The organism is Pseudomonas sp. NPDC008258, from assembly GCF_042956345.1.
GTDB lineage: Bacteria > Pseudomonadota > Gammaproteobacteria > Pseudomonadales > Pseudomonadaceae > Aquipseudomonas.
The window spans coordinates 22,552-38,954 of record NZ_JBIBGE010000033.1 but is presented as its reverse complement, the minus strand read 5'-3'; the positions used below and the strand labels follow the sequence as shown (position 1 = coordinate 38,954).

At 62.2% G+C, this 16,403-nt stretch carries 13 protein-coding genes and 1 other RNA gene; 6 read left to right on the top strand and 8 right to left on the bottom strand.

Annotation, left to right across the window (positions count from 1 at the left end; translation table 11 throughout):
• Nucleotides 1-223: 223 nt before the first annotated feature.
• From ssrA to ACFY9W_RS23220, 5 genes are all read right to left on the bottom strand, one after another.
• Nucleotides 224-622: a transfer-messenger RNA gene (gene ssrA, locus ACFY9W_RS23240) on the bottom strand.
• 99 nt (nucleotides 623-721) lie between these two features.
• Nucleotides 722-1,012: a hypothetical protein gene (locus ACFY9W_RS23235; RefSeq protein ID WP_025754271.1), complete on the bottom strand. Its 291-nt coding sequence runs from the start codon at nucleotides 1,010-1,012 to the stop codon at nucleotides 722-724.
• A 316-nt stretch (nucleotides 1,013-1,328) separates the two neighbouring features.
• A complete protein-coding gene (locus ACFY9W_RS23230; protein ID WP_391135282.1) occupies nucleotides 1,329-4,139 on the bottom strand; it encodes an FAD-linked oxidase C-terminal domain-containing protein in 2,811 nt (936 codons plus the stop codon).
• Nucleotides 4,140-4,214: 75 nt separating this feature from the next.
• Nucleotides 4,215-5,360 (bottom strand): FMN-dependent L-lactate dehydrogenase LldD, encoded by a 1,146-nt coding sequence (lldD, locus tag ACFY9W_RS23225; RefSeq protein WP_391135279.1) that lies wholly within the window; start codon nucleotides 5,358-5,360, stop codon nucleotides 4,215-4,217.
• Nucleotides 5,361-5,421: 61 nt separating this feature from the next.
• The gene (locus ACFY9W_RS23220) at nucleotides 5,422-7,092 is read right to left on the bottom strand and encodes a lactate permease LctP family transporter (RefSeq protein WP_391135276.1); all 1,671 of its coding nucleotides are present in this window, start codon (nucleotides 7,090-7,092) and stop codon (nucleotides 5,422-5,424) included.
• Nucleotides 7,093-7,347: 255 nt separating this feature from the next.
• On the opposite strand from ACFY9W_RS23220, the gene ACFY9W_RS23215 reads away from it, so the two are divergent.
• On the top strand, nucleotides 7,348-8,115 hold the full coding sequence (locus ACFY9W_RS23215; RefSeq protein ID WP_391135273.1) for an FCD domain-containing protein: 768 nt from the start codon (nucleotides 7,348-7,350) through the stop codon (nucleotides 8,113-8,115).
• A 105-nt stretch (nucleotides 8,116-8,220) separates the two neighbouring features.
• Here the strand turns inward: ACFY9W_RS23215 and smpB are convergent, their stop codons facing one another.
• Complete coding sequence (gene smpB, locus ACFY9W_RS23210; RefSeq protein WP_012274261.1) at nucleotides 8,221-8,703, bottom strand: SsrA-binding protein SmpB; 483 nt, start codon at nucleotides 8,701-8,703, stop codon at nucleotides 8,221-8,223.
• Nucleotides 8,704-8,866: 163 nt separating this feature from the next.
• Between smpB and ACFY9W_RS23205 the strand changes: the two genes are divergently transcribed.
• Entirely contained in the window at nucleotides 8,867-9,301 is a 435-nt protein-coding gene (locus tag ACFY9W_RS23205) for an SRPBCC family protein (protein ID WP_391135270.1), read from the top strand.
• 62 nt (nucleotides 9,302-9,363) lie between these two features.
• Here the strand turns inward: ACFY9W_RS23205 and ACFY9W_RS23200 are convergent, their stop codons facing one another.
• A complete protein-coding gene (locus ACFY9W_RS23200) occupies nucleotides 9,364-9,900 on the bottom strand; it encodes an outer membrane protein assembly factor BamE (protein WP_391135267.1) in 537 nt (178 codons plus the stop codon).
• 97 nt (nucleotides 9,901-9,997) lie between these two features.
• Between ACFY9W_RS23200 and fur the strand changes: the two genes are divergently transcribed.
• On the top strand, nucleotides 9,998-10,402 hold the full coding sequence (gene fur / locus ACFY9W_RS23195) for a ferric iron uptake transcriptional regulator (protein ID WP_051101230.1): 405 nt from the start codon (nucleotides 9,998-10,000) through the stop codon (nucleotides 10,400-10,402).
• A gap of 227 nt (nucleotides 10,403-10,629) precedes the next feature.
• Here fur and recN read toward each other — a convergent pair whose 3' ends face one another.
• Nucleotides 10,630-12,303, bottom strand: coding sequence for a DNA repair protein RecN (recN, locus tag ACFY9W_RS23190; protein ID WP_391135263.1), 1,674 nt, complete (start codon nucleotides 12,301-12,303; stop codon nucleotides 10,630-10,632).
• Between the two features lie 192 nt (nucleotides 12,304-12,495).
• Here recN and grpE point away from each other — a divergent pair, with 192 nt between their 5' ends.
• From grpE to dnaJ, 3 genes are all read left to right on the top strand, one after another.
• A complete protein-coding gene (gene grpE / locus ACFY9W_RS23185) occupies nucleotides 12,496-13,053 on the top strand; it encodes a nucleotide exchange factor GrpE (RefSeq protein ID WP_391135260.1) in 558 nt (185 codons plus the stop codon).
• A gap of 101 nt (nucleotides 13,054-13,154) precedes the next feature.
• Nucleotides 13,155-15,080 carry a molecular chaperone DnaK gene (gene dnaK / locus ACFY9W_RS23180; protein ID WP_391135257.1) on the top strand — a complete coding sequence of 642 codons (1,926 nt, stop codon included), beginning with the start codon at nucleotides 13,155-13,157 and terminating at the stop codon, nucleotides 15,078-15,080.
• 194 nt (nucleotides 15,081-15,274) lie between these two features.
• Entirely contained in the window at nucleotides 15,275-16,399 is a 1,125-nt protein-coding gene (dnaJ, locus tag ACFY9W_RS23175) for a molecular chaperone DnaJ (RefSeq protein ID WP_012274254.1), read from the top strand.
• Nucleotides 16,400-16,403 lie beyond the last annotated feature (4 nt).

The following is a 16,403-nucleotide window of genomic DNA, read 5'->3' as shown; positions in this document are numbered from 1 at the left end:
TTGAGCGCGCTGTGTATCGTTGCGGCCTGTCAAAGCCGGTCGTTGATGTGCAACGACCCACCGAGACTAAAACCCTGAAAAAATGACCGCAACGGAAAACAGGCGCTGGGAGTATCTTTGGGAAACGCCCTACAAGGAAGGGGTTAAATCCGACTTTTTGACCCGCAGATCGCAAATCCCAGACACAAAAAAAGACGCCCGTGGGCGTCTTCTTTCCAGGATTTGGTGGAGCCGGGGGGATTTGAACCCCCGTCCGCCAGTACTCCGCTGTCGGTACTACATGCTTAGCCGTGTCTACTGATTTAATCCGCAGCCGCCCGACGGGCAGGGTGCTTTGGATGAGTTGTGTAAGTTTTAGTCACTTCGCCCACAACGTGCTACGCGACGATCCTGTTCTGTATGACAATCAGTTCGGGTTTACAGGCATCCCCTAGTGATTGCTGGAGCCGAAGCTACCAGAAGCAACGGGTCAAGAGGGCCGCTTACGCAGCCAGCTTGTACTCCGCGCCGTAGTTTTCGTCATTGGCAACTATAAAAGTTGCAACAGTGGATTTACGAGTTCTGTTACCAACTCGGCATGCACCTAGAGTTTCGCTACCGGCGTCGAATCCTAATCGGCCCCACACTAGCGTTACGCTAACGCACCTTACGGCACGTGGGGTGGAGTATACGGCATTGTGCGGGCGACGTCGACAGCCGGTCCTGTCGCCCGCTTTCAGGCTCACGCGCCGCCGCTGCCGGTGCCGCTGCCTTTCTCGGTTTTTTCCAGGCGTTCCAGCACTTTGCTGGTGATGGCGATGCATTCCTTGGTGTCGCCCGAGGCCTGGGCGGCCTTGGCTTTGTCGACGTGCTCGGTAATGGCTTTGTCCAGGCCTTCGGAGGTGGCGCCGGCGGTGGCCATGCTGTCGTCGATCTTTTGCAGGTTGGTGGTGCAGAGGTCATCGGCGGCGAACACCGGCGAAGCCAGCAGGGTGGCGGCCGCGAACAGGGCCGAAAGCGCGGTACCTTTCATGGGTGTCTCCTCTGGGGCCTCTGGAAGGTGGGCCTGTAAGGTGGACTGTGGGGGATTGGCGGGGGTTCAATCGGGATCGGTGTGGCATGGCACCGGCTTTGCCGGTGTTCGCGGCTGAAGCCGCTCCCACAGGTACAGTGCTAATTCGAATTCAGCGCAGTCCCTGTGGGAGCGGGCGTGCCCGCGAAACAGGCGACGCAGTGGATGGCACCGGCTTTGCCGGTGTTCGCGGGCTCGCCCGCTCCCACAGAGACTGTGCAAGCTTTTAGACTATGAGCAAGACAGTTGCTCCCACAAATGAAGACGGCGCCGGCCTTTAGATGCTGCGTGGCCGGGTAACGCGGTCCACCAGGTAGACCAGCCCGTGGTAATCGATACCGCTGTGGCTACTCAAGCCAATCTCACAGGTGCGGCTGGTGGAGATGCCTTCGCTGCAATACTGCACCGCATCCTTCAGGCTGCGCAGCGAGTGGGCATTGAGCTCGGGGGTGGTGAAGCCTTTGTCACCGGCAAAACCACAGCAATGTATGCCTTCCGGGATCACCACCTGCTTGCTGCAACGCCGCGCCAGGTCGATCAGTGCCTGGCTTTCGCCAAGATGCTGGGTGCTACAGGTCACGTGCACGGCCACCGGCTCGTCCTGGGGGGTGAACTCCAGGCGGTCGAGCAGGTGGGTGCGGATGAAGCGCACCGGGTCGTACAGGTCCAGCCGGGTGTCACCCAGGTCTTGCACCAGGCGCAGGGTGCAGGGGCTGGTGTCGCAGTAGATCGGGTCAAGGCCGCCGCGGCTGGCGTGCAGCAGGGCGTTGATCAGCTCCTGGCGTTTGTGTTCGGCCTGCTCGGGGTAGCCTTTGGAGGCGAATGGCTGGCCGCAGCACAAGCTGTCGGAGTTTTCGGGGAACACCACCTGGTAGCCGGCCTTTTCCAGCAGGCTGCGGGTTTTGTCCAGCAGCGAGCTTTGCTCACGGTCGGCATAGGCCGGGCCCATCACCCGCGATACGCAGGCGGCCAGGTACACCACGCGGGGGCGGGCGTCGTTACTGGCCGGGCCGAAGCTGATCGGGCGCAGGGGTTGTGGCATGGCCGGTGTCCACTGGGGCATGCGGCCTTTGCTTGCTTTGTTCAATGTGGCGGTCAGGCGGCCCAGGCGCGGGGCGCCGAGCAGCTTGCGTGCAGTATTGGCGGCTGTGAGGGTAAGGCGTGCGCCACCCAGTGCGGTGTGGAAGTGTTCGGCCAGCCAGTCGGCGGTTTTGTCATGGTCGGCGGCCTGGCTGCGCAGTTTCTTCACCAGCTCACCGGTGTTGATGCCGACCGGGCAGCGCTGGGCGCACAGGCCGGTGGCGGCGCAGGTGTCGATGCCCTGGTACTGGTAGGTCTGCATCAGCTCGCGGGTGTCGATGCCGGCGCGCTGCCTTGCCTGAATGTCACGCCACATGACAATGCGCTGGCGCGGGCTGAGGGTCAGGCCCTTGGACGGGCACACCGGTTCGCAGAAGCCGCACTCGATACACTTGTCGACGATTTCATCGGCGGCGGGCAGTGGCTTGAGGTTCTTCAGGTGAATGTCCGGGTCTTCACTCAGCACCACGTCGGGGTTGAGGATGCCGTTGGGGTCGAGCAGTCGCTTGAGCTGCCACATCAGCTGGTAGGCGTCATGGCCCCATTCCAGCTCCACGAACGGGGCCATGTTGCGGCCGGTGCCGTGTTCGGCCTTGAGCGAGCCGCCGAACTCCACGGCCACCAGCTGCGCCACGTCGTCCATGAACGCCTGGTAGCGGGCGACTTCCTCGGCGCTGTTGAAGCCCTGGGTGAAGACGAAGTGCAGGTTGCCTTCCAGCGCGTGGCCGAAAATGATCGCTTCGTCGTAGCGGTGCTTGTCGAACAGCTGGATCAGGCGGTTGACGCCCTCGGCCAGTTGCTCGACCGGGAAGGTCACGTCTTCGATGATGACCGTGGTGCCGGTCTGGCGCACGGCGCCGACGGCGGGGAAGGTGTCCTTGCGGATTTTCCACAGCTGGTTGTACACGGCCGGGTCTTCGCTGAAGTCCACTTGCTGTTCCAGCGGGAAGTCAGCGATCGAGGCCATCACTTGTTGCAGTTGCACGTGCAGCAGGCTCTGGCTGGCAGCGCGGGACTCGATCAGCAGGGCGCAGGCATTGTCCGACAGGCCTTTTACCCACAGCGGCATGCCGGGCATGTTCTGCACCGAGCGCAGGCTGCGGCGGTCGAGCAGCTCCACGGCAGAAACCGGCTGTTGCTTGAGCACGGTCACTGCACGGCAGCAGCTTTCGACGCTGGGGAACACCAGCAGTGCGCTGGCCTTGTGTGGGTGGTCGGGCACGGTGTGGTAAGTGACGGCGCTGATGAAGCCCAGCGTACCTTCGGAGCCGACCAGCAGGTGCTGCAGGATGTCCAGCGGCTGGTCGTAATCCACCAGTGCGTTCAGCGACAAGCCGGTGGTGTTCTTCAGCCGGTACTTGTGCCGGATGCGCTCGGCCAGTGCAGTGTTGGCGCGGGTTTCGCGGCCCAGTCGGGCGAGTGATTCCAGCAGCTCGGCGTGGCTGCTTGCAAAGGCGGCGACGCTGGCCGGGTCTTCGCTGTCGAGGCGGGTGCCGTCGGCCAGCACCAGGCGCAGGCCGGCCAGGGTGTGGTAGGTATTTTGCGCGGTGCCGCAGCACATGCCGCTGGCATTGTTGGCAACGATGCCGCCAATCTTGCAGGCGTTGATCGAGGCAGGGTCCGGGCCGATCTTGCGCCCGAACGGGGCCAGCCAGGCGTTGGCCTGGGCGCCGATGACGCCGGGTTGCAAGCGGATCTGCTCACCTTGGCCGCGGATCTCGCGGCCATTCCAGTTGTCGCCGAGCACGATCAGCACCGAGTCGCTGATGGCCTGGCCGGACAGGCTGGTACCCGCAGCGCGGAAGGTGACCGGCACCCGCTCGCGCTGGGCCAGTTTGATCAGGCCGACCACTTCGTCTTCGGATTCGACGCGCACCACCAGTTTGGGGATCAGCCGGTAGAAGCTGGCGTCGGTGCCAAAGGCCAGGGTGGAAGTGGGGTCGTCGAAACGGCGTTCGGCGGGTATCAGGCGCTCGGCATCACGCAGGAACGCGGCGGGCAGGCTCATGCAGTCTCCTCGCGGGGCCGTGGCGTCTGTGCGCCACATGCCCCGGGTCAATCAGGCGGTGTTTCTGGCAGGCGATCAGGCGCCCAGTTCGCGTACCAGCGAGTCGCGGGTGATCTCGCTGATCGACTTGGCACCGGTCAGTACCATGGCCACGCGCATTTCCTTCTCGAACAGTTCGAGCAGGTTTTTTACCCCGGCTTCGCCGTGCACGGCCAAGGCCCACAGGAAGGCGCGACCGATCAGCACGGTGTCGGCGCCCAGGGCGATCATGCGCACCACGTCGAGGCCGCTGCGGATGCCCGAGTCGGCCAGGATCTTGATATCACCTTTGACCGCATCGGCAATCGCCGGCAGGGCGCGGGCGCTGGACAGCACGCCATCGAGCTGGCGGCCGCCGTGGTTGGACACCACGATGCCGTCGGCACCGAACTTGACCGCATCGCGGGCGTCATCGGCATCGAGAATGCCCTTGATGATCATCGGGCCGTCCCAGAACTCGCGGATCCACTCCAGGTCTTTCCACGAAATCGACGGGTCGAAGTTGTTGCCCAGCCAGCCGATGTAGTCGGCAAGGCCCGTGGGGTTGCCGCGGTATTTGGAGATGTTGCCCAGGTCGTGCGGGCGGCCCATCACGCCCACATCCCACGCCCACTCGGGGTGCGTCATGGCTTGCAGCACACGGCGCAGCGGGCCATTGCGGCCGCTCATGCCCGAGTGGGCATCGCGGTAGCGGGCGCCGGGTACGGGCATGTCGACGGTGAATACCAACGTCTTGACCCCGGCAGCCTTGGCCCGCTCCAGGGCGTTACGCATGAAGCCACGGTCCTTGAGCACATACAGCTGGAACCACATCGGCCGGTCGATGGCCGGGGCCACTTCTTCGATCGGGCACACCGACACCGTGGACATGGTGAACGGGATGCCATGGGCTGCCGCCGCACGCGCCGCCTGCACTTCGCCACGGCGGGCGTACATGCCGGTGAGGCCGACCGGGGCCAGCGCCACCGGCATGCTCAGGGTTTCGTCGAACAGGCGGGTAGAGAGGCTGAGCTCGGACATGTTGTTCAGCACGCGCTGGCGCAGGGCAATGCCGGCCAGGTCCGACACGTTGTGGCGCAGGGTGTGCTCGGCGTAGGCGCCGCCATCGGCGTAGTGGAACAGGAAGGGAGGCAGCTTGCGTTGGGCCGCGGCGCGATAGTCGGTAGAGGCAGAAATGATCATGGATTCTCGCAGCGTTGCTTGTGGGGAGTGCCGGGCGCGATGGCGCCCGGCCCCTTTCACTTTAGTGATGAACCAGCATGCCGGTCAGCCAGTAAGCCTGGATCAGGGTGATCAGGCCAACGATGGTGGCGAAGAACAGGCTGTGCTTGACGGTGAAGCGGAACAGGTCGGATTCCTTGCCGACCAGGCCGGTGGCGGCGCAGGCCACGGCAATCGACTGCGGCGAGATCATCTTGCCGGTCACGCCACCGCTGGTGTTGGCAGCTACCAGCAGGGTGTCGTTGACCCCGATCTGGTGAGCAGTGGTGGCCTGCAGCGAGCTGAACAGGGCGTTGGACGAAGTGTCCGAACCCGTCAGGAATACGCCCAGCCAGCCAAGGAACGGCGAGAAGAACGGGAACGCGGCGCCGGTGCCGGCCAGTACCAGGGCCATGGTCGAAGACATGCCCGAATAGTTGGTGACGAAGGCGAAGGCCAGCACCATGCCGATCGACAGGATCGGCCAGCGCAGCTCCCAGAAGGTCTCTTTTAAAGTGGTCAGACCAGTTTTGAAGTTGATCTTCAGCACGGCCATGGAGATCAGCGCCGAGAGGAAGATTGCAGTGCCGGTGGCAGAGATCGGGTCGAGCTTGAACACCGCTGGCATGGCGGTGGGGGCGGCAACGATCGGTGCGGTCTTGATCACCAGTTGGTCGAGGTGCGGGATGGCGAAGTTGAACACGAAGTTGTACATCGCGCCGCCCGGGGCAAAGGCTGCCTTGAACGGCTTCAGGGTCCAGATGGTGACCAGCACGGTCAGGATCAGGAACGGCGACCAGGCTTTGAAGATTTCGCCGAAGCTGTAAGGGGTGGGCTGGCTGCCGCTTGGCTGCACAACCGCTGCGCCGACACTGCCTTTGGCTTCGCTGAACGAACGCTTTGGCTGCCAGACTTTCAGGAACAGGGTAAGGCAGATCAGGCTGGCCAGTGCCGAGGTGATGTCGGGCAGTTCCGGGCCGATGAAGTTCGAGGTGAAGTACTGGGTAACGGCAAAGCTCAGGCCGGCAACCAGGGCGGCAGGCCAGGTTTCCTTCACGCCACGCAGGCCATCCATCATGAATACCAGCCAGAACGGCACGAACAGCGACAGCAGCGGCAGCTGGCGGCCGGTCATGGCGCCGATGTGGAAGGCGTCGATGCCTGTCACCTGGCCGGCCACGATGATCGGGATGCCCAGGGCGCCGAAGGCAACCGGTGCGGTGTTGGCGATCAGGCACAGGCCGGCGGCGTACAGCGGGTTGAAGCCCAGGCCCACCAGCAGCGCGGCAGTGATTGCCACCGGTGCACCAAAGCCTGCTGCACCTTCCAGAAAGGCGCCGAAGCAGAACCCGATCAGCAGCACTTGCAGGCGCTGGTCGTCGGTAATCGACAGCACCGAGCTGCGGATTACTTCGAACTGGCCGCTCTTGACCGTGAGTTTGTACAGGAACACCGCGGCAACGATGATCCAGGCAATTGGCCAGAGGCCATAGAGGAAGCCATAACCCGCGGCGGCAAAGGCCATGTCGACAGGCATCTGGAAGGCGAAGATGGCCACCAGGATCGACAACGCGAGGGTGATGCTGCCGGCGACGTGGCCTTTGAGGCGGAACACGGCGAGGGCAAGGAAGAAGAACACGATGGGAATGACCGCCGCCAGTGCGGACAGGCCAAGACTACCAAGCGGGCTATAGAGTTGTTGCCAGGTTTGCATATGGGGTGGCCCCTAATTGTTGTTGGTCAGCACTGGCATTGGATAATTGGTAAGACCAATTTACAATGGCTGGTCGCTAGGTTAAAAGCGCTGTCAGGGGTGTGTCAATTTGTCCTGTGCAAAACTTTGGTCGCGTGCCGATGAGCGGGCGTCTGATGCGCTGGGAAAATCACGCGTTGATGGGTGTTTGCGCGGGCTGGATCGGCGAGAATAGGCGCCCCCTGATATTTGCCGGGGGTTTGTGGAGAGCATGTGATGGTTTTTGATCAGGTCCGCCAACGGCGCCTGTCCGACGACATCGTCGACCGGTTGGAAGGGATGATTCTGGAGGGCACGCTGACCTCGGGGCAGCGTCTGCCGGCCGAACGCGCCCTTGCCGAACAGTTCGGTGTGTCCCGCCCGTCACTGCGTGAGGCGATCCAGAAGCTGGTGGCCAAGGGGCTGCTTGTCAGCCGCCAGGGTGGAGGCAATTTTGTTGCCGAGTCCCTGGGCTCCACCTTCAGCGACCCGCTGCTGCAGTTGCTTGAGCACAGTGCCGAGGCGCAGCGAGACCTGCTTGAATTCCGCCATACCCTGGAGGCGTCGTGTGCCTATTACGCGGCCCAGCGCGCCACCGAGCCAGACCGTGCGCGCTTGAAGGCGGCCTTTGACGCGCTGCAGGACTGTTACACCCGGGTCGATCAAGTGACCCGTGCGGAAGAGGGTGCTGCCGATGCCAGCTTTCACCTGGCAATCGCCGAGGCCAGCCATAACGCGGTGTTGCTGCACACCATTCGTGGTTTGTTCGACCTGCTCAAGCGCAACGTGGTCACCAACATTGGTGGCATGTACCAGCAACGGACCGAGACCCGGGACATGCTGATCAGTCAGCACCGGGAGCTGTACCTGGCGATTGTCGAGGGCAGGGCGGACGATGCGCGGGAGGTGTCCAGCCGGCACATTCTGTATGTGCAGGAGGTGCTGGAAGAGGCGCATGAGGAAGCGCAGCGGGTGGCGCGGGCGGAGCGGCGTAGCGGGCGCTGATAGCTGCGTGGGCTTCTTCGCGGGCGCGCCCGCTCCCACAGGGTCGCGCATAACCTGTGGGAGCGGGCGTGCCCGCGAATAGGCCAGAACAGGCTTACAGAAGAATCAGTCTTCCTTGCCCTTGTTCCGCACGGCCCGCTGCAGCTCGCGGTTGGAGTCGCGCTCGCGCATGGTGTCGCGCTTGTCGAATTCCTTCTTGCCCTTGCCCAGTGCGATTTCACACTTGATCAGGTGCTTGCTCCAGTACAGCGCCAGGGCTACGCAGGTGTAGCCCTTTTGCGCCACGGCCGCTTCCAGGCGCTCGAGCTCGCGCTTGTTCAGCAGCAGCTTGCGGGTGCGGATGGGGTCGGCGATGACGTGGGTGCTGGCGGTGGTCAGCGGGGTGATGTGGCTGCCGAACAGCCAGGCTTCCCCGTCCTTGAGCAGCACGTAGCTGTCAGTCAGGTGTGCCTTGCCGGCTCGCAGGCTTTTTACTTCCCAACCGGACAGGACCAGCCCGGCCTCGAACTTGTGTTCGATGAAGTAATCGTGACGCGCCTTTTTATTCTGCGCGATGGTCCCTGTCGGATGTTTTTTTTGCTTAGCCATAGGGGCGGCATTATAGGCAAGTCCGTGCGTCGTTCGCTATGGGATTTCGGTGTGCTTGAGCCACCGGAATGAATACCGGACAATACAAGCCCTGTCATACGCACAGAACCTGTTTTCGGCACGCTGCGAAGCGCCGCCACCCAGCCTTGGAAGTGACGCCTGGATGACTACCCATATTCAACGCTCCGCCCTGCTGCCATACCCCGCCCAGGCGCTCTACGATCTGGTCAACGATGTGGCCAGCTACCCTGAGTTTCTGCCGTGGTGCTCTGCCTCGACGGTGATCGACGCCAGTGACACGCACATGCGTGCCAGGCTCGAAGTGGCCAAGGGAGGCATGAGCCAGCACTTTGTGACGCGTAACGTGCTGGTGCCGGGGCAGTCTATCGAGATGAACCTTGAGGAAGGGCCATTCACCCAACTGCATGGTGTGTGGGTGTTCAAGCCGCTGGGAGAAAAGGCCTGCAAGATCAGCCTGGACCTGTCCTTCGATTATGCCGGGCCGATTGTGCGCGCCACGCTGGGCCCGCTGTTCAACCAGGCGGCCAACACGCTGGTCGATGCTTTCTGCCAGCGCGCCAAGCAACTGAATGCCTGACGGATAGCCGCAAACAAAAAGCCCGGACCAGGTCCGGGCTTTTTTTCGGCTGCTGTTCCCGCTTAGCGGGTTTCCAGCGGTGCCGGGGTTGGGACCGGGGTGGTCTCGATGGTGTCGATCTCGCGCTGGATGGACTCTTCGGTCGAGCCAGGCTTGGCCGGTTTTTCCTCGGGCTGTGCGGCTGGCTGCTCGGTCTGGCCTGGCTCGGCGGCTGGGCTGACCGTGGTATCGCTGCTGCCACCAAGGATTTCCTGGTCCTTGCTGACGCCTGGCATGAAGTCGCCAGACAGGCTCACCAGCTGGTCGCTTTCATTGAAGAAAATGCTCATGCGCTCTTGCTGGCGTTTACCGCCACCAGGCTGCAGGCTGTACAGGTAATCCCAACGATTGGTGTTGAAAGTATCCTGAATCAGCGGATTGCCCATGATAAACCTTACTTGCCGTCGGGTCATTCCCGGGCGTAATTGGTCTATCATATCCTGCGTGACGACATTGCCCTGCTGGATGTCGATTTTGTAAACCCCGGGAAACGAGCAACCGGCGAGTGCGAGCAGTCCCGCGAGGGCGAGGCTGTTTAGCAAGAGCTTGGTGTTTTGCATCGGTGGGCGACTTCCACTATCTTGGCTGGACAACGTAAACCCCGATCATACCCGTATTAAGAGAAGCTGCGAAGCAGCATCGGCGAGAAAGCTGACCATGGTTGAAAATAGCGAATTGCGCAAAGCCGGTCTCAAGGTGACCCTGCCTCGAGTCAAGATCCTTCAGATGCTCGACTCTACCGAGCAGCGTCACATGAGTGCCGAGGATGTCTACAAGGCGCTGATGGAGGCGGGCGAGGACGTAGGCCTGGCCACCGTCTATCGCGTACTGACCCAGTTCGAAGCGGCAGGCTTGGTGGTTCGCCACAACTTCGACGGCGGCCACGCAGTGTTCGAGCTGGCTGATGGCGGTCACCACGACCATATGGTGAACGTGGATACCAGCGAAGTCATCGAGTTCATGGATGCCGCGATCGAGAAGCGTCAGCGTGAAATCGTGGAGGAACACGGTTTCGAGCTGGTGGACCACAATCTGGTCCTGTACGTGCGTAAGAAGAAGTAACGATTTTTCGTTATGGACAGCAAAGGCGACCTTCGGGTCGCCTTTGTGCTTTGTGGTTCCCTGAGCACGACGCCGGCCCCTTTGTGGGAGCGGCTTTGTGTCGCGAAAGGGCCGCAGGGCGGCCCCGGGATTTCAGGTTGCCTGCACGAATTGCTGGGGCTGCTCTGCAGCCCTTTCGCGACACAAGGCCGCTCCCACAAATACCGCGCCGGCCTTGCGGGGAGGGATCAGGCCTTGCCGCTCACCACCATCTTGCGCGCATGTGCCAGGGATTCCTTGGTCAGGTCGATGCCGCCGAGCATTCGGGCCACTTCCTCGACCCGCTCACGCTTGCCCAGGCTGGCCACAGCAGTGTGGGTGGTATCGCTGTTGCGCACTTTATGCACGAACAGGTGGTGATGCCCTTGCGCCGCCACCTGCGGCAGGTGGGTTACGGTCAGTACTTGCCCGCGCTCGCCCAGGCGGCGCAGCAACTGGCCGACAATTTCCGCAGTAGGGCCGCCGATGCCCACGTCGACTTCGTCGAACACCAGCGTAGGAATGCGTGATGTCTGCGCGGTGATGACTTGAATCGCCAAGCTGATACGCGACAGTTCGCCACCCGAGGCTACCTTTGCCAGCCCTTTGAGTGGTTGGCCGGGGTTGGCGCTGACCAGCAGTTCGATCTGCTCCAGGCCATGCGGCGACAGGTCTGAGCCTTCGTTCGGCGTCAGTTCGATGCAGAAGCGCCCGCCAGGCATGCCCAGGCGCTGGATTTCCTGCTCCACCGCCACGGCCAACTGCTGAGCGGCTTGCTGGCGCAGGGCGCTGAGCTCGCGAGCCTTCTCTTTATAATGCTGGGCGAAGGCTGCCAGCTCTACGCCCAACTGCTCGATCGACTCGTCGCTGGCGTTCAGGCCCTCGATCTCTTCCATCAGTTGTTGCTGCAGGTGGGGCAGTTCGGTGGGGTGCACACGGTGTTTGCGCGCCAGCGTATAGATAGTATCCAGGCGCTCTTCCAGCGCTTGCAGGCGCATGGGGTCGGCGTCGAAATTGTCGAGAAAGCGGTTGAGTTCGCCCATGGCTTCCTCTACCTGAATCTGCGCGCTGGCGATCAGGTTGGCCGCTTCGCCCAGGGCCTTGGGTGAGTTGGTGGCGGCGCCCAGGCGATTGAGGCTGGCGGTGAGGGCGCTAAGCACGTTGCCCGAGTCGCTTTCGCTGCACTGGTCGATGACCTGTCGGCAGATGCCGAACAGGGCTTCGGCGCTGGTCAGGTTCTTGTGCTCCTGCTCCAGATGCTCCAGTTCGTGCTCGCCCAGGCCGAGGTTGTCCAGTTCTTCCAGCTGGTAGCTCAGCAATTGGTGACGGGCGCGTTGCTCGTCGCCGGAGTTGGACAGGCGCTCCAGTTCCAGGCGGGTCTGGTTCCAGCGTTTGGCGGCAAGCTGCACCTGGCGGGACAGGTCGACGGCGCCGGCATACTCGTCGAGCAAGCGGCGGTGGGTGTCGGTTTTCAGCAGCGACTGGTGCTCGTGCTGGCTGTGGATATCGATCAGCAACTCGCCCAGCGCCTTGAGGTCGCCGAGCGGGCAGGGCGTGCCATTGATGTAGCCGCGGCTGCGGCCCTCGGCGGTAATGACCCGGCGCAGGATGCACAGGCCGTCGTTGTCCAGGTCGCGCTCGGCCAGCCAGGCATGGGCCTCGGGGATGTCCACGAGGTCGAAGGTGGCGAGGATGTCCGCCTTGTCGGTGCCGGGGCGTACCACGCCGCTGTCGGCCCGGTCGCCAAGGGCCAGGCCCAGGGCGTCGAGCATGATCGATTTGCCGGCACCGGTCTCGCCGGTGATGACGGACATGCCGCGGGCAATTTCGAGGTCGAGGTGCTCGACGATGGCGTAGTTGTGAATGGACAGGTGCACCAGCATGGGGCGGCTCCCGAAAAGTCAGGTCTGGTTATTTATACAGTACTTTTTTCAGGCCTGCCAATGCCTGTTGGCAGATTCTGTTGCCGCCCGGAAAACCACCTCGCCCCTTGAAGCTGGTTTTTCCGGCCCCATATAGCCGACATCAAAGGCGAGCCTGGCTCGCAGTCCACAAAATTGCGCAGGAGAGACCCCATGGCTGACGAACAGCTGAACGAGAAAGACCTTAACGTTGAAGAAGTCGGTGCAGAAGTGACTGCTGACGCCCGTGTTCTGGAACTCGAGGAGCAGCTGGCCGCCGCCAAGGATCAGTCCCTGCGTGTGGCAGCAGAGGCGCAGAACAGCATTCGTCGCGCTGAGCAGGAGGTCGACAAGGCCCGCAAGTTCGCCCTGGAGAAGTTCTCCAACGACCTGCTGCCGGTAATCGACAGCCTGGAGCTGGCCCTGGCGCACTCCAGCGCTGATGACGAGCACGTCAAGCAGATCCGCGAAGGCGTCGAGCTGACCCTGAAGATGTTCCAGGACACCCTCAAGCGCTACAACCTCGAAGTTGTCGATCCGCACGGCCAGCCCTTCAACCCTGAGCATCACCAGGCCATGGCCATGCAGGAAAACGCCGAGGTCGAGCCGAACAGCGTGCTGAACGTATTCCAGAAGGGTTACCTGCTGAACGGCCGCCTGCTGCGCCCCGCCATGGTGGTGGTCAGCAAGGCGCCTAGCGCGGCGCAACCCTCGATCAATGAAAAGGCTTGAAATCCGTCGGGGCATCCCCATCTAGGTGTCAAGCCTTCAAGTATTACCGCAGTTGGCCAAAGTAGTCGCTGCTACCAAATTCAAGTTTCGGGAGAGTTAACATGGGTAAAATCATCGGTATCGACCTGGGGACCACCAACTCGTGCGTCTCCATTCTGGAAAACGGTAACGTCAAGGTCATCGAAAACGCCGAAGGTGCGCGTACCACCCCTTCGATCGTGGCCTACGCCAACGATGGCGAAATCCTGGTAGGTCAGTCGGCCAAGCGCCAGGCTGTCACCAACCCGCACAACACCCTGTTCGCGGTGAAGCGCCTGATCGGCCGCCGCTTCGAAGAGCAGGTCGTGCAGAAAGACATCCAGCTGGTTCCGTACAAGATCGCCAAGGCCGACAACGGTGACGCCTGGGTAGAAGTGAACGGCCAGAAAATGGCTCCGCCGCAAATCAGCGCCGAAGTCCTGAAAAAAATGAAGAAAACCGCCGAAGACTACCTCGGCGAGCCAGTGACCGAAGCGGTCATCACCGTGCCGGCCTACTTCAACGACAGCCAGCGTCAGGCCACTAAAGACGCCGGCCGCATCGCGGGTCTGGACGTAAAACGCATCATCAACGAACCGACCGCTGCTGCGCTGGCCTACGGCATGGACAAGGCCAAGGGCGACCACACTGTCATCGTTTATGACCTGGGTGGCGGTACCTTCGACGTTTCGGTCATCGAAATCGCCGAAGTCGACGGTGAGCACCAGTTCGAAGTACTGGCTACCAACGGCGACACCTTCCTGGGTGGCGAAGACTTCGACATGCTGCTGATCGACTACCTGGTCGAAGAGTTCAAGAAAGAAACCGGCATGAACCTGAAAGGCGACCCGCTGGCCATGCAGCGCCTGAAAGAAGCTGCCGAGAAGGCCAAGATCGAGCTGTCGTCCGCTCAGTCGACCGACGTCAACCTGCCGTACATCACTGCAGATGCCACCGGTCCTAAGCACCTGAACGTCAAAATCTCCCGCGCCAAGCTGGAGTCGCTGGTCGAAGACCTGGTTCAGCGTACCATCGAGCCTTGCCGCATCGCCCTGAAAGATGCCGGTATCGACGCCAGCAAGATCGACGACGTGATCCTGGTCGGTGGCCAGACCCGTATGCCGCTGGTACAGAAAACCGTTGCTGACTTCTTCGGTAAAGAAGCCCGCAAGGACGTCAACCCGGACGAAGCCGTGGCCATGGGTGCTGCCATCCAGGGTGCTGTTCTGGCCGGTGACGTGAAAGACGTACTGCTGCTGGACGTCAGCCCGCTGACCCTGGGTATCGAAACCATGGGTGGCGTGATGACTGCGCTGATCGAGAAGAACACCACCATCCCGACCAAGAAGTCGCAGGTGTTCTCGACTGCCGACGACAACCAGGGCGCCGTGACCATTCATGTGCTGCAAGGTGAGCGTAAGCAAGCTTCGCAGAACAAGTCGCTGGGCAAGTTCGACCTGGCTGACATTCCGCCAGCACCACGTGGCGTGCCGCAGATCGAAGTGACCTTCGACATCGATGCCAACGGTATTCTGCACGTTGGCGCGAAAGACAAGGCCACCGGCAAGGCTCAGTCGATCGTGATCAAGGCCAACTCCGGTCTGTCGGACGAAGAAGTCGAGCGCATGGTGCGTGACGCCGAGGCCAACGCCGAGGAAGACCGCAAGTTCGAAGAGCTGGCCGCTGCCCGTAACCAGGGTGACGCGCTGGTTCACTCGACCCGCAAGATGGTCGTTGACGCCGGTGACAAGGTTACCGCCGAAGAGAAAACCGCCATCGAGGCTGCCGTGGTTGCCCTGGAAGCTGCCGTCAAAGGCGACGACAAGGCTGCAATCGATGCCAAGGTCGAAGAGCTGTCCAAGGTCTCCGCTCCGGTTGCCCAGAAGATGTACGCCGAGCAGTCGGCTGAACAGCCTCAGGGTGGCGCGCAGCAGGCCGAGCCGGAAGCCAAGCACGATGACGTGGTTGACGCCGAGTTCGAAGAAGTGAAAGGCGACGACAAGAAGTAATCGTTGCATGTTGTCGGCCGGTTCACCGCCGTTTGGTGGTGAACTGGTAGGATGTCGCCGCGCGGGGGCTTGCTCCCGCGTTGGCGTATCTGGAATTCGAGAATTTTTACAGCATCTGTCAGTGCTCCTGGAGGGGCGGCAGGTGCTGATGGCGCGGCGCAGATGCCAGACGCCCAACAAGGTGCAAATGACCTATGTCCAAGCGTGATTACTATGAGGTTCTGGGTGTCGAGCGCGGCGCCAGTGAAGCTGACCTCAAGAAGGCTTACCGCCGTCTGGCGATGAAGTACCACCCGGACCGCAACCCGGGCGACAAAGAGTCGGAAGACAAGTTCAAGGAGGCCAACGAGGCCTACGAAGTACTGTCTGATGCCAGCAAGCGTGCGGCGTTCGACCAGTACGGTCATGCCGGCGTGGACCCAAGCATGGGTGGCGGCGGTGCCGGCTTCGGTGGTGCCAACTTCTCCGATATCTTCGGCGATGTGTTCAGCGACTTCTTCGGCGGTGGCCGCGGTGGTGGTCGTGGTGGTGCCCAGCGTGGCAGCGACCTGCGCTACACCCTCGAGCTGAACCTGGAAGAGGCGGTGCGTGGTACCACGGTCAGCATCCGTGTACCTACCCTGGTCAACTGCCAGCCTTGCGATGGCTCCGGTGCCAAGAAGGGCTCGACCCCGTCGACCTGCCCGACTTGCGGCGGCATCGGCCAGGTGCGTATGCAGCAAGGTTTCTTCTCGGTACAACAGACCTGCCCGCGCTGCCATGGCCAGGGCAAGATCATTACCGATCCGTGCACCTCGTGCCACGGCGAAGGCCGTGTCGAAGAGTACAAGACGCTGTCGGTCAAGGTGCCGGCAGGTGTCGATACTGGCGACCGCATCCGCCTGTCGGGCGAGGGCGAAGCCGGTACCCATGGTGGCCCGACTGGCGACCTGTATGTGGTGATCAGCGTGCGTGAGCACGAGATCTTCCAGCGTGACGGCAAGCACCTGTACTGCGAAGTACCGATCAGCTACACCGATGCGGCCCTGGGTGGCGAGCTGGAAGTGCCGACCCTGGATGGTCGTGTGAAGCTGAAGATTCCAGAAGGCACCCAGACTGGCAAGCAGTTCCGCCTGCGTGGCAAGGGTGTTGCGCCGGTGCGTGGCGGTGGTGCGGGTGACCTGCTGTGCCGTGTGGCGGTGGAAACCCCGGTCAACCTCAGCCGTCGCCAGCGCGAGCTGCTCGAAGAGCTGCGTGATTCGCTGGAAGGTGACAGCTCCCACTCGCCCAAGGCCAGTGGCTGGTTCGATGGCGTGAAGCGCTTCTTCGGCGATCTCTGACAAG

Bases quoted from the DNA above. Each gene is read 5' to 3' on its own strand.
- ACFY9W_RS23235 (WP_025754271.1), bottom strand. From the start codon at position 1,012: ATGAAAGGTACCGCGCTTTCGGCCCTGTTCGCGGCCGCCACCCTGCTG.
- ACFY9W_RS23230 (WP_391135282.1), bottom strand. From the start codon at position 4,139: ATGAGCCTGCCCGCCGCGTTCCTGCGTGATGCCGAGCGCCTGATACCC.
- lldD (WP_391135279.1), bottom strand. From the start codon at position 5,360: ATGATCATTTCTGCCTCTACCGACTATCGCGCCGCGGCCCAACGCAAG.
- ACFY9W_RS23220 (WP_391135276.1), bottom strand. From the start codon at position 7,092: ATGCAAACCTGGCAACAACTCTATAGCCCGCTTGGTAGTCTTGGCCTG.
- ACFY9W_RS23215 (WP_391135273.1), top strand. From the start codon at position 7,348: ATGGTTTTTGATCAGGTCCGCCAACGGCGCCTGTCCGACGACATCGTC.
- smpB (WP_012274261.1), bottom strand. From the start codon at position 8,703: ATGGCTAAGCAAAAAAAACATCCGACAGGGACCATCGCGCAGAATAAA.
- ACFY9W_RS23205 (WP_391135270.1), top strand. From the start codon at position 8,867: ATGACTACCCATATTCAACGCTCCGCCCTGCTGCCATACCCCGCCCAG.
- ACFY9W_RS23200 (WP_391135267.1), bottom strand. From the start codon at position 9,900: ATGCAAAACACCAAGCTCTTGCTAAACAGCCTCGCCCTCGCGGGACTG.
- fur (WP_051101230.1), top strand. From the start codon at position 9,998: ATGGTTGAAAATAGCGAATTGCGCAAAGCCGGTCTCAAGGTGACCCTG.
- recN (WP_391135263.1), bottom strand. From the start codon at position 12,303: ATGCTGGTGCACCTGTCCATTCACAACTACGCCATCGTCGAGCACCTC.
- grpE (WP_391135260.1), top strand. From the start codon at position 12,496: ATGGCTGACGAACAGCTGAACGAGAAAGACCTTAACGTTGAAGAAGTC.
- dnaK (WP_391135257.1), top strand. From the start codon at position 13,155: ATGGGTAAAATCATCGGTATCGACCTGGGGACCACCAACTCGTGCGTC.
- dnaJ (WP_012274254.1), top strand. From the start codon at position 15,275: ATGTCCAAGCGTGATTACTATGAGGTTCTGGGTGTCGAGCGCGGCGCC.